Here is a 12629-nt window from a genome sequence, read left to right on the forward strand (position 1 = left end):
GGGGCGGATTCAGAACGATGTGATCTTACCAAGGAGGGGCGGAAGCGAGGTTTTTCGAGGCGCCCGACTGTTTAACCCTTCAAAATCGACCGCTTCCCGCAGCGGGCCGAAGTCTTCATTCATGCGCGCGCACGAATGTAAGCAGCGTAGAAGACTATCCAATCGCTGGAATTGAAATTGAGCCCCATTATGAGTCGCTCGCCAATGGTCGATTTCGGAGTGATGCGCTCATTCACCATCTTCTTATCCAAAGCGCCCGCGTCTAGCGCGACTCGGGCGAGCGCGCGGCCGTAAGCCTTTGGGTCCGCTGTACCGTGTGCCGCTTCAACCACGCCGAAGTAGATGTTCCAAAGCCGACGCGCTGGCTGGAGGGGCAGCTTCTCTGCCGCGACGGCATGGACGGTGATGTGCGCTGCCAGTTGCAGCGCGGGAAGTGGCATGTCGGCCCGAGCGGTTGCGTGGTCTATCCAGACCACGACAAAGGCGCCGATGGCGACATCCGGTACAGCGGCGTCCTGAACCAACACTCGGACGACGGTTACGATGTGATTTAGGACGCCTATAAAGTCAGTGTGCGCCCCCCACATGCCTCGGGCGAGCGACATGAAGGGCGCCACGCTGCGAAGCTGCGCAGTTGCCTCCAAGACCCGGGGCGCGAGGCGAACTGTTTCGGGGATAAGAGCCAGCTGATGCCTTAGCTGAATCTGAATGCCCACGTTCCAGTCGCAGAGCTGCGCGAGTTTGGTCGCAACTTCTTCTGTAGTCAGCAGGCCAATCTCTTCCAACCCGCAGAGCAAGTCCAAGGTGCACATCCCGTCAGCGGCAAACTTGTCCTTCAAGATCCACATCCGCAGTATGGCGTCGTCACAGTACACGATGTAGTCACCAGTGCGGGCAAGGCTTTGAAGTTCGCGCGACGAGCTCGGCAGGTACATGTCCTCCTCCAACGGTGCGCCGCGGGGCTGCAGGATCTGCGCGAGGCGCGGTCTGAGGCGATCTTGCACATCGATGCACCGCTGCCGGAAGATGCTTCCAGAGAACGCCTGCGACATCTTCATAAGCTCACCCAAGGTGGCCTGGGAGATTGCGATCTTGGGGAAAAAATCGAAGACCTTGTCGAGAAGCTCGAGGTCGTCGAGCACGAGCAGCGTAAGCAGATCAAACAGCGGCGTCCTCGAACGGAAGAGCTCGGCGAGTCGCTGCTCCCAATGCCCGTCGACCATGCTCAGGTGGAACTTCTTCTCGTAGGCCGTCGACCGCTTCGCCAGCTCCCAGAGATGCACCACATCCTGCACATTTCCAAGCGCGAAGCGTGGACGCCACGCGAAAGGCAATGACAACTCGCCGTTTTGGAGTTGGGCTTCGAGCTGCGCTCGTTGTTGCTCGCGCTCTTCCGTCATTCCAATCTCGGACTTCAGTGAGCGCAGCATCTCCTCCGGGCCAGCCTCGGTCGAGAGCGCCACTTGGCGAAGAATCTTTGACTGGGGGAACCTCTCGAAGAAGGTGTTCGCGCGCGCGTGGAACTCCTCCTTCCGAGCATCGCTCAGCTCCGCCGTCTCGAAGCTTGTTGCAGCGATAACCATGCAAAGAAACACCCCTTCCTCCACCTCGTCGTCGCAGGAAGCGAGCGCGCCCATGCGGAACGCGAGGTCGACGAGCCGGGGGCTGGTGGGATTCGCATGCTGCTCAAGGTTGAACAGCATCCGGACACACTCCACGCGCCGTTCCTTCGACTGCGCACGCTCCAAGATCAGCTCAGCAGCCGCTTTGGCCTTCTCGGTGTCCCCCCAGCGAACCATGATGTTCACGTAGGTGTTCAAAGCGAGCCCGTCCTCAATGCCGCCTTCAAGCATGCTTTCCAGGATAGACCTCGCCTCGTCGGACTGGCCCAATTGATCGAGCGCTAGCGCGTGAAAAGCTCTGATCCGCCCCGTGACCTCAAACTCCCGACTCGCTTCCTCACACAGGGCCAGCAGATCGCTCCACCGCTCCCGGGAGGCCAAGGCGACTCCAACCCTCGCCGCGATCATCGGAGACAAACGGATCGTCGCGCGCACGCGCGCCGCCACGGCGAGAAACTGCTCGGCCTGTGCTTCGGAGCCGGGGTCCAGCTCTTGGAACAGGAGCAGCGTGGTGGGTTTCGGGTGTCCAAGCTGCTCGTCGATGCGGGAAAGATCAGTCAAGGCCTCCTCGCTTTGCAGTTGGTTCCGGCGCCTCGCGAGCATGTAATCCAAGGACGCGGCATGCGCCTGATCCTCCGCATTTCCAGAGCGCAAAATGTCGCGCCAAGCCTCCACCAGAGCATCCCGGGCCATTACGTCGGCCGACAGAACCGCCAGCACCAACGCGAGTCCGAATAGCTGGTGTGAGCGAGCCACTGTGTCGATGTTTGCCGCCATCAACTCGACACAGTCGCGGTGCTTACCGAGCTCATGCAGAATCGTGACTCGGCGCAGGATTTTCATATTACCGTCGGGCAGTCGGCTATTCGCCTCCAAGGCTGCCTGGAAGTCGTCGCACTGGGCTGCGAGAGTTTCTGCCGCCGACTGCAGCTCGGCTTGCAGCGGCCGCTGCCGCGCCGCGGCCAAAACCCGGGTGAGAATCTGCTCCTGTTTGCCGAGCATACTCGCGGTGGCGATCCAGATGTCCATCACGAACTCGGCATTCGATACCCACCTGATCTCCTCTAAGGCGGAGACAGCCTCTTCGATATCGGCCCATGCTTCGCGCAGCGCGACCGCATTTACCCCGATGGGGCCCGAAGGAGGCAGGATCTCGTCCTCGGAGTTCCCGTCACTCGAATCCTCGACGCGCGCCCCCCTCAACGCGATGTTGAACCGCGCTCGTGCCCTCAAGATCAGGAACAACAGCCTTGTCGACTCCCGTTTCTCTTCCAAGGCGACGCCATCGATGCATGCTTGCAGCGCCTGGTCGGGATTCGAGAACATGGTCTCTACCACAGCCCGCGCCGCAAGGCTCTCAGCGCCTTCGAAAGTGTCAAGAAGCGCGAGGGCTTCGGTGCGCTTGCGGCTAGCAGCGAGAAGGCGGGCCTTGACGCCGAGCAGCGCTGTGTCCGCGTCCGCCGGCAGCGCGTAGAGCACATCCGAGTAGTCCTGGCCTTGGTCGGTTCTGAACCGCCTGCGCATCTCGCACTCGGCCCAGGCAGCCCAGTATTTGGCCTGCGGTTGAATTTCGGCAGCGCGCTTGAACGCGCATGACGCGTCATCGTCGTTGCCTTGCACGAGGCGGAGCCGGCCAGTCAGGTGCCAGTATTCCGCTTTCTCCAACGGTGATGCAGGCTCCAAGCGCTCTGAAACCTGACGGAGCAGGTCCGCGCACCTCTCTACGTTGCCCCCGACGACTGCAGACTTCGCCTCCGTGATCAACGAGGCCAAGCTGCCGCGTGGAGGGTTAATCCAAACATCGGTAGCAGGCTCCGCCAAGGCTTGGGCGAAGACGATGCTGCGGGTGCCTATATTTTTGGTGATCGACTCCACCATGAGAACTCTGTCCTCCGAGCCAAGCGACGGATCCATCCCGGCTATGCGGGTGTCCAACGCATGCCCAACTCGGGAAAGGCGATGTCGCTTCCGGACCTCATCGACCAGATCCGTCGTTCGATCCAAGACGTTGGCCGTCGGCACGCGAATCGCGGCCTCCTTCTGCTCCAAGGAGACGGCGGCGATCTGAATACGATCAAGCTCCTCGCGAATCCAGACGTAGTGAAGAGGGCACTCTCGGGGATCCTCTGGATCGACGCTCAGATCGCATAGAACCAGAAGGACGGGCTCGTCCGTGTTGTCGAAGTAGCGGAGCGTCGTGGTGGAGAGGTTGATGGAGAGGAAGCTCCCGTCTGCGCTGCGCTGCGGCGAGCGCGTGCCCTTAAGCTGGAGACGGAAAGGGTGGACGACCTGCTGCTTCACGCTAATTTGCACTTGCAGATCAAAACCGAAGTCGTTGACGCCGCCAAGCTCCGTGAGCTGCCACCCCTTGGGTCGCTTTGCGCGCAGACAGTCGTAAGCGTCTTGTCCAATCTCTTGCGAATCGCCGGTCTGCGGCAATCCTTTGTCGTGTGGCATGTGGGTTTCCGTCCCTGATGAATTCCAAAGAGGCTATCGACGACTGCCTTGCCCGCCCCCCTACCCCCTGCGGAGGAGTCAGCTCCCCCACCCCGCCATCAAGGAGCGCAGAGCAGGATACGCTCGGGCGAGGTAGGCGCCGCCGAACAGGGCCGCGACCAGCACGATGCGAACGTCGCAAGACATCAACGCGAAGAGGCGGTGACGATCGTTCTTGAAGCACTCATAGGGGTTGCGGCCGCGCGGCATCATTTCGCCCCCTTTTTACTCTTCACCACCCCGTCCAAAGCTTTCGACTTGGCAGCGGCAACTTTCTCGGCAGCTTCCAACGCCTCCTGATACGTGGTCCAGTCCCCGGCCGCACCCACGTCGGCGACGCGCTCTATGAATCGACCATATAGACCATCTTGGACTTGGCCCTCGCGACGCATCAACTCCACGGCAATGTTGGGGTTCAGCAGCAGAATGAAGTGGAACTCGCCTGACGGGCCGGGCTTGGTGCGGATGAATCCGAGTTCCCGCAGGCGACGCATGCGCTTGCGCCAAGTGTCGGTCGCGCGCTCGCCGGTGAAGCCGGTCTCGGCGGCAAAAGTCGTCGGATTCTCCACGACCACCAGCGGGTTGTCCGGCGCGCGCGCCCACAAGCAGAACAGGGCGTGGCCGGCCGGCGCACCTTTAGAGGTCTCGTCAATGGCCTGCATCGCGATGGGCAGGGGGCGCGGTACAGTAGTGAAGCCATCGTTGCTCTTGCGCCGCCACAACAGCGTCTCGGGCACGTCCGGGAAATGCAGCGCGAGCTGCTGCTGCGCTCGCTCGGACATCTTGAGGCGCCGGGTCTGGGATTGTTTTGAGTTGGCCATGCTGGACTCCGTTTCTGTTAGCGGAAGTCTGCTTCAGTCGACGAGCCACTGCAATGATTCAATTGGCACGAATAGAGTTCAACTCAAATACCTTAATCTGCCTCTCAATGTGATTTAAGTTGCGCATTAACCATGAAACTCAACCATTTCAGTTGCGCTAAATTGTGCAGCAAAGCCAGAAAAAAACTTTAATTATCAATAACAAAAGTCAGCATTGCGGTGCTCGCTGTGCTGGCGTGCTGCTGTGCTGCTGGTGGGGTTTGCAAAGGGGAGGGCCGTGCCTCCTTCGGGCGGCAACTGCACACGCGACATGGCGGTCGTTTGCGGAATGTGGTCTCACCATCACTCCGGTCAATGAGCATCCGTACGGAAGTAGCCCTACCCTGCCGCCCCCGCCAGCAACCTCCCCAACTCCGCCCCCGGAAAACTCCGCCTGCAGCCGCTCAAACAGCGCTAGGACGTCCTCGGTACGCGGCACACAGCCCAACACCACCTTCTGCGACCTGGCGCCGCGCGGCTCGGACACCTTGGTCGGATAGCCCAGATCGGTCAGCCAGCGCGCCAGCGCCGAGGAGCTCTAGGTCCTGGTCAGCCCCAGGTTTTCATGGGCGTACGCTCTCAGCAAGGCCCGGCGCAACAGGGCGACAATTCCCAAGCACATATAGCGGAGGAGCCTTTCCCCTGATAGGGAAAGGCTCCTCCTAGTAAACGTCCTGGATTTCCATGTTCTTCTGCAGATTCACGACCAAGCAATTCACCTCATCCGGCTCGAGCCCAAAGAACTTCGGCACCACGGCGTAGTCGATCGGCGTATCGAACAAGTCCTCCCTCAGCGAGATTCCACTCTGCTGGAGGACCGCACGAACATGATCCAACATCTGCTCGGCCACAGCCTCGCGGAACGCGGCTGACGACCGCTCCACGACCAGGATCTTGTAGATATTGAGAACCTGCTTTCCCCGTGCGGGATCGTCAGCTACCTCTAGGACGAGGTCTTCGACAGGCCATTGCAGCACGTTTTCAGCCGCATGCTGCGCCCACAAGAGCCATTTCAAACTACGCCGATACTCAGCGAGACTTTCATCGGGGAACGCGCCTTCAGCGTCCGGAACCAACCCTAACGTCATCATCGAAACTCCTTGAGAAGGGAAACATCAGGCCGCCAACAGCGCACCCACTCACCGAGACTGCGCGGGTCGGCCCTCCTGGAGACGGTACCAACCACCCCAGCGCGATGTCATTCCTATCCGCTTGGCAAATCCATTTTGGACTGGCGGGAACGGACGGGCATCAACGAGACATCACAGAGGCAGATAGCGGCACTCATTGATTTGTTCGCATCGGTGGGGGCACTTGAGGGTCAAATGGCCAATCCGCAGGTGACTCAGGATGCCGGTCAGCCAGATCACATCGACGCCATCGCGATCCCCCCCCTCCTCGACGGTGGAACCCAAAAGCCTAAGCCAGCAAGCCCTCCAACTCCGCCCCCGGAAACTCCGCCTGCAGCCGCTCAAACAGCGCCATGACGTCCTCGGTGCGCGGCACGCAGCCCAGCACCACCTTCTGCGACTTGGCGCTGCGCGGCTCGGACACCTTGGTCGGATAGCCCAGATCGGTCAGCCAGCGCGCCAGCGCCGGGTAGCTGTAGGTCTTGGTCAGCCCGAGCTCTTCATGGGCGTACGCCCGCAGGAAGGCCCGGCGCAGCAGGTCGCTGGCGGGCATGCCCTCGCGGACGTTGAGCGTCGCCTTCCCTTCGGCACGTAACCGTGAGCGGATCAGGTTAAGCGCGATCGCCTCGTCGAGCGACTGCCAGTCCGTCATCGTCTTGAGGCTGTGCTTGACCCGCCACGCATCGAGGGTGGCCCGGGCGGAGTCGAATTCCTCGACGCTGGCTCAGGGCCGTGTGTCGAGGCTGATGTGGGCCCGCTGGCGGCTCTCCATGTCGATCATCCGCGGGTCGCTCGGCGCGCGCTTCAGGTCCGGTTCCAGGCTCATCGCCAGCCGCTTCTCGAACTTGAAGAGGTCGATGCCTTTCTCCCACTGGTCGCGGATCGCCGGGAGCTGCTTCAGGAGGATCGAGGTCGTTGGGCGTCTCGCCGGATCTGTGTGGGGGGCGTTGGCTAAGCAGCGTCTCTACCACGCCCCATTGGCGCATGTTTGAATTGTCGGGACATCATCCGGACGCTATGATGAGGGTAGTTCCAGAACAAGGGGGGGTGCCATGAGCGCCTTGAACCGCTCCAAAACCGAACGGATCGACATCCGGGCCAGCAGCGCCGTCAAACAGCTGCTGCAGGAAGCCGCGAGTGCCTGCCACAAAAACGTCAGCGAGTTCCTGCTGGATGCCGGGGTGACCGCCGCCAACCAGGCACTGGCAGATCGGCGCCACTTTGTGCTGGGCGATGACCAGTGGCAGGCGTTTCAGCAAGCGCTGGATCGCCCCGTGCAAGCCAAGCCGCGCCTGAAGAAGCTGCTCAGCGAGCCCGGGGTTCTGGGGTGAGTGCAGCGTATGAGCCGGTCCGCAAGCTCTCGGCTGTGGACGCGGTGGAGACGTTCGACTGTGGCCAGCCGGCACTCAACCAGTTCATCCAGCGCTATGCGCTCGTCAATCAGAAAGCCAACAGTGCCCAAACCTACGTTTGCTGCCTGCACAACGAGGTGGTGGGCTTCTATAGTCTGGCGGTCGGCAGCGTCGATCCGGAGGATGCTCCCGCGCGCGCAGTCAAAGGTTTGGCCAGGCATCCTGTGCCGGTCATGATCCTGGCCCGGCTCGCGGTGGATCGTGATCACCAGGGAAAGGGCCTGGGGATGGCGCTGCTGAAGGATGCGCTGCTGCGCACGGCACAGGCGGCTGACATCGCCGGCATTCGTTGCCTGCTCGTTCATGCCAAGGACGAGCCGGCGCGGCAGTGGTATCAGTCCTGGGATTTCGAGCCAAGCCCGACCGATCCCTATCACCTGTTCCTGATGCTCAAGGACCTCAAGGCCTTGCTGGCGGGTTGAAAATGAGCAAGCTGACGATCAGAACGGGCACTGAAGACGATTTCTTCCAACGAGGCCGGCAGCTGGCGCGCGCAGCGGATCGCGGCGAGGCACTGCCCAGCGAGAGCACGATCAGCTTCGAGGACCCGGCGGAGGTGGTGAAGCTGATCACCACCGCGCGGCTCGCCCTGTTCCGCGCCATCAAAGGGGTGCCCGGCCAGAATTCCTGAGGTGTAAGCCGGGCAACGGCCGTCGAGCGGATTGGAATCGCGCCGACAGAAGAGCCGTACGGCAATCTGCCGTATCTTCGGTCAAAGGAGGAGCAACTCCATGCCCACCGCCAACACCACCGTCCGGCTTGACGCCAGAATCAGCACGGACCTGCACGCGATGCTCAAGCGCGCCGCTGACTTGCAGGGGCGAACCATGGCCGATTTCGTGGTTGCCGCCGTGCAGGACGCCGCCCAGCGCGCCATCGAGCAGGCCGAGGGCTGGCAGGCCAGGCGCTGCTGTCGACGCCCCAATCCACACTGGCCCTGGATCGTGCCTTTGAGCGTCGCAGCAAGCTCCTGCAGGCCGAATGAGCGGCGCGCTCTTCCGCGTCGCTAATCAGCGCCACTCGACGTTGTCGACTCCCATCGCCCGCTCCACATCTAATTCCAGCAGCTCTTTGATCTGCAAGCAAAAAGGCCAACCTGAAGAGCTTGGCCTTTTTGCTGCCCGGTCACCTGTGTTCTTGCGTTCAGACCAAGCCGGGCGATTCGACGCCGGGCCCGGGACAAGGATGGCCATCACGCGGCCCGAGCAGCTTGCGGCGCTGCGGCCGGTGGTGCGAACATCCCCCGCTTTCCGCCCGCTATCTGGATCGCGCGAATGAACCCTCCCGTCCTCGTCGTCGGCGGAGGCCTTGCCGGCCTCGTCGCTGCCCACCGTCTCCACCAGGCCGACATCGATTTCGTGTTGCTCGAGGCCCGCACGCGGCTCGGCGGGCGGATCTTGACGGCGGAGGCGGGCGAGGCGCTCTCCAGCGAGGGTTTCGATCTCGGCCCGTCGTGGTTCTGGCCCGACATCCAGCCGGCCATGGGGGCGCTGGTGCGCCGGCTCGGGCTGCCGGCCTTCGAGCAGCACAGTGATGGCGACATGCTTTTCGAGCGGGTCCGCGGTGAGCCGCCACGGCGTTTGCAGGGGATGCGCCAGGAGCCGCCGTCGATGCGGATCGGCGGCGGCTCCGGGGCCCTCGTTGCGGCCCTCGCGGCCGGGCTGCCGGCGTCCTGCATCCGGCTCGGGGCGCGGCTGACCGATGTCACGCTCAGCGGCTCGGGGGTGGCGGCTGGCTTTGTCGACGCGGATGGGGGCGTGCAGCGCCTCGTGGCGAGCGACGTGTTGTTTGCGTTGCCGCCGCGCCTTCTTGCGGCGACGGTCGAGCTCTCGCCCCCGCTCGACGCGGCCACGGCCCGCAGCTGGCGCGACACGCCCACCTGGATGGCGCCGCATGCCAAGTTCCTGGCGTGCTACGAGCGCCCCTTCTGGCGCGAGGCCGGGCTCTCCGGCACGGCCCAGAGCAGCCTGGGGCCACTGGTCGAGATCCACGATGCGAGCACTGCGGCGGGCCAGGCGGCGCTGTTCGGCTTTGTCGGGGTGCCCGCCCCGCAGCGGGCGCAGTATGGCGAGGCGGCCATCGTCGAGGCCGCCGTCCGGCAGCTGGTGCGGCTGTTCGGCCCCGAGGCCGGCGCGCCGCGCGCGACCTTGTTCAAGGACTGGGCCGCCGATCCGTTCACCGCCACCGCCGACGACGCGCAGGCGGGCGAGCATCCGGTGTCCGGCGGCCTCGCGGCGGCGCCGGCCGAATGGCGGCAACGCCTGTGGCTGGCCGGCAGCGAAGCCGCGCGCCGGGATGCCGGTTATCTGGCCGGGGCCGTGGAGGCGGCCGAATACGCGGTTGCCGCGCTCATCGAGCGGCGGGTGTCCGCGCCCTGATGGCTAGCTGTCGTCCCCCCAACTTTTGAGGAACCCAAAATGCTCCGTAGTGTTCTCGCAACCGCTCTGGCCACGCTCGCCCTGCCTCTGGCCGCCCAGACGCCCACGGCCAGCCCCTACGATTTCATCGACGCCTTCCGCGCCCTGAGTGGCGAGCACAAGGGCATCCGCAAGGGCCACGCCAAGGGTCTCTGCGCCCAGGGTGAGTTTGTGCCGAGCGAGCAGGCGCGCACGCTCCTTGCCAGCCCCCTGTTCTCGGGGGCGGGCATGCCGGCCCAGCTGCGCTTTTCCATGGCCGGCGGCAACCCCCGCGTCCCGGACAGCGCACGCTCGCCGCGGGGCCTGGCGGCCCAGTTCCAGTTGCCGGACGGCACGCTGCACCACCTCGCCATGCTCAGCACGCCGGTCTTCGGCGCCAAGGACCCGGACAGCTTCCTGGGTCTGTTGCGCGCCCAGCGGCCCGGGCCGGACGGCAAGCCCGATGCCGGGCGGATTGCCGTCTACCGGGAGGCGCACCCGGACACTAGGCCACAGGCCGAGTGGCTGGCCAGCAACCCGCCCCCCTGGAGCTACGCCACCACCGCCTACCACGGCCTCCACACCTTCTACGTGCAGGCTCGGGAGGGGGACAAGCTCAAGGTCCGCTGGTATCTGCAGCCCCAGGACGGCGAGCGGGGCCTCGATGCCGCCGAGATCGCCAGCGCGCCGGCAGATTTCCTGCCGCAGCGCCTGGAGGAGAGGCTGCGCCAGGGGCCGGTGCGTTTTGACTGGATCATGGTGCTCGGCGAGCCCGAGGACACGGATGACGACCCCTCCCGCCGGTGGCCGGCAGGCCGGCCGGTGTTCAAGGCCGGCACCCTGAGCGTCGTCGGGTCGGGTGGCGAGGCCTGCACCCCCATCAATTTCGACCCCAACGTGCTGAGCGCCGGCTTCAGCGCCGGTGCCGACCCCATCCTGCGGATGCGCTCGCCGGCCTATGCCATCTCGTTTGGTCAGCGCCTGAGCGGGCAATAGGCTTCTGTTCCCGCCCTGCCGCCTGTCGCAGGCGGGCCCACCATTGATGGGTCGGACGGGCTGTGGGCATGCTTGCCGGCAGCCGCCGTGGGCTCAGCTCGCGTCCGGCAGGTCGCGGCCGGGCTGGGCCACGCGCTCCAGCCACACCGCGGTGTCGTGGTAGGCCACGCCGGCCGCCGGCCAGCCCGGCTCGGCGCTGACCAGCGCGTTGATGCCGACGCCCTCGATGAAGGCGGCGTTGGGCCATTGGCTCTCGACGACCACGGTGTCCGGCTGCAGGCCGTCCGCGGGGCAGGCGTGCAGGGCGACGCTGCCCAGCGCGTTGCCGAGGCGCACGATGTCGCCGTCGGCGATGCCCAGCCGGGCGCAGGTGTCGCGGTGGATCAGCGCGGTCGGCCGGCCTTCGCCGCGCTGTGAGCTGGCTGTCTCGGTGAAGGTGGTGTTGAGAAAATGCCGGGCCGGCGCGGCGACCAACCGGAAAGGGCGCTCCGGTGTGGCACTGTCGATCACCGGCTGGTGGTCGGGGAAGGCCGGCATCCCGGCGTGGCCCTCACCGTGGGCCGCCCAGTCGGGCGCAAAGCGGAAGCGCCCGTCGGGGTGGCCGAAGCCGTCGAGGAAGTGCGCCGTCTCGAAGGGCGGGGCGCAGTCGAGCCAGCCGGCCGCCAGCAGATCGTCGGCGCCCGGCTTGCCGGAGGCCCGCAGCACCGCGTCGGCGAGCTGCCAGGCGTCCATCCCGAAGGCCGGGTGGCTGATACCCAGGCGCCGCGCCAGCTGCCCGATGAAGTCGTGGTTGGCGCGGCATTCGCCCGGCGCCGGCACCAGCGCCCGGGCCGCCTGCAGGAAGGTGTGGCCGGAGGCCTGGTAGAGGTCGTCGTGCTCGGCGAAGGTGGTGGCCGGCAGCACGAGGTCGGCGAGCCGAGCGGTGTCGGTCATGAACTGCTCATGCACGCACACGAAGAGGTCGTCGCGCATGAGCCCCGCGCGCACCCGGCGGCTGTCGGGGGCGACCACCGCCGGGTTGGTGCTCTGGATCAGCATCGCGCTCACCGGCGGGCCATCGCCCAGGTCGCGCGCCTCGCCCGCCAGCACCGCGCCGAGGCGCCCCATGTCGAGCTGGCGGGCCGGCGGCGGCGCTGCGTCGAGGCCGTGCAGGAAGCGCATATCCAGCCCGTACAGGCCGCCGTTGCTGTACAGCGCGCCGCCGCCGCGGTGCTGCCAGGCGCCGGTGATGGCCGGCAGGCAGCTCACCGCGTGCATCGCCGCAGAGCCGTTGCGCTGACGTGTGAAGCCGTAGCCGAGGCGCAGGTAGCTGCGCGGTGTCGAGCCGTAGAGGCGGGCGAAGCGCACGATGTCGTCCACCGCCAGCCCGGTGATGGCGGCGGCCCAGGCCGGCGTGCGACTGGCCAGGTGGGCCTCGACGGCCGGCGAGAAGTCGGTCAGCCGGGCCAGGTAAGCGCGGTCGGCGAGGCCCTCGGCGAGCAGCACGTGCATCACCGCACAGGCCAGTGCGCCGTCGGTGCCGGGGCGCAGGGCGAGGTGCAGGTCGGCCTTGGCGGCGGTCGCGGTGCGGTAGGGGTCGATCACCACCAGCGGCACGTCGCGGCCGCGGCGGGCCTGCTGCACCCAGTGCATGAAGTTCACCTGGGTGTGCACCGGGTTGCCGCCCCACACCACGATCAGTTCTGAGCGCCCCCAGGGCCGGGCTCCGCCCAGCCCG

The 12629-nt window shown here is 65.2% G+C and carries 12 protein-coding genes; 6 read left to right on the forward strand and 6 right to left on the reverse strand.

Annotated features, from left to right (window positions below; all coding sequences use genetic code 11):
- Positions 1-119 precede the first annotated feature (119 nt).
- The 5 genes from ZRA01_RS18510 to ZRA01_RS18525 all read right to left on the reverse strand — a co-directional run bounded on the left by ZRA01_RS18510 (position 120) and on the right by ZRA01_RS18525 (position 6760).
- A complete protein-coding gene (locus tag ZRA01_RS18510; protein WP_141354858.1) occupies positions 120-4079 on the reverse strand; it encodes a DUF4365 domain-containing protein in 3960 nt (1319 codons plus the stop codon).
- A 248-nt stretch (positions 4080-4327) separates the two neighbouring features.
- Positions 4328-4939: a hypothetical protein gene (locus tag ZRA01_RS18515; RefSeq protein WP_141354859.1), complete on the reverse strand. Its 612-nt coding sequence runs from the start codon at positions 4937-4939 to the stop codon at positions 4328-4330.
- Between the two features lie 208 nt (positions 4940-5147).
- Entirely contained in the window at positions 5148-5504 is a 357-nt protein-coding gene (locus ZRA01_RS21450; RefSeq protein ID WP_503827258.1) for a hypothetical protein, read from the reverse strand.
- 136 nt (positions 5505-5640) lie between these two features.
- Positions 5641-6069 carry a hypothetical protein gene (locus ZRA01_RS18520; RefSeq protein ID WP_141354860.1) on the reverse strand — a complete coding sequence of 143 codons (429 nt, stop codon included), beginning with the start codon at positions 6067-6069 and terminating at the stop codon, positions 5641-5643.
- A gap of 328 nt (positions 6070-6397) precedes the next feature.
- On the reverse strand, positions 6398-6760 hold the full coding sequence (locus ZRA01_RS18525; RefSeq protein WP_141354861.1) for a hypothetical protein: 363 nt from the start codon (positions 6758-6760) through the stop codon (positions 6398-6400).
- A gap of 400 nt (positions 6761-7160) precedes the next feature.
- On the opposite strand from ZRA01_RS18525, the gene ZRA01_RS18530 reads away from it, so the two are divergent.
- The 6 genes from ZRA01_RS18530 (at position 7161) to ZRA01_RS18555 (ending at position 10912) form a co-directional block, all read left to right on the forward strand.
- Entirely contained in the window at positions 7161-7439 is a 279-nt protein-coding gene (locus ZRA01_RS18530; RefSeq protein WP_141354862.1) for a type II toxin-antitoxin system TacA family antitoxin, read from the forward strand.
- On the forward strand, positions 7436-7942 hold the full coding sequence (locus ZRA01_RS18535) for a GNAT family N-acetyltransferase (RefSeq protein ID WP_141354863.1): 507 nt from the start codon (positions 7436-7438) through the stop codon (positions 7940-7942). Before ZRA01_RS18530 ends, ZRA01_RS18535 begins: the two co-directional genes overlap by 4 nt.
- Positions 7943-7944: 2 nt before the next feature.
- Positions 7945-8151 (forward strand): hypothetical protein, encoded by a 207-nt coding sequence (locus ZRA01_RS18540; RefSeq protein WP_141354864.1) that lies wholly within the window; start codon positions 7945-7947, stop codon positions 8149-8151.
- Positions 8152-8251: 100 nt separating this feature from the next.
- Positions 8252-8530, forward strand: a complete 279-nt coding sequence (locus ZRA01_RS18545; protein ID WP_246093750.1) for a type II toxin-antitoxin system TacA family antitoxin — start codon at positions 8252-8254, stop codon at positions 8528-8530.
- 264 nt (positions 8531-8794) lie between these two features.
- Positions 8795-9898: a flavin monoamine oxidase family protein gene (locus ZRA01_RS18550; protein WP_141354865.1), complete on the forward strand. Its 1104-nt coding sequence runs from the start codon at positions 8795-8797 to the stop codon at positions 9896-9898.
- Between the two features lie 39 nt (positions 9899-9937).
- The gene (locus ZRA01_RS18555; protein ID WP_141354866.1) at positions 9938-10912 is read left to right on the forward strand and encodes a catalase family peroxidase; all 975 of its coding nucleotides are present in this window, start codon (positions 9938-9940) and stop codon (positions 10910-10912) included.
- 93 nt (positions 10913-11005) lie between these two features.
- Here the strand turns inward: ZRA01_RS18555 and ZRA01_RS18560 are convergent.
- Positions 11006-12629, reverse strand: a 1624-nt coding sequence (locus ZRA01_RS18560) for a molybdopterin-containing oxidoreductase family protein (RefSeq protein WP_141354867.1), incomplete at its 5' end; no start/stop codon positions are given.

Origin of the sequence: Zoogloea ramigera (assembly GCF_006539865.1) — a bacterium.
Taxonomy (GTDB): Bacteria; Pseudomonadota; Gammaproteobacteria; order Burkholderiales; family Rhodocyclaceae; genus Zoogloea; species Zoogloea ramigera.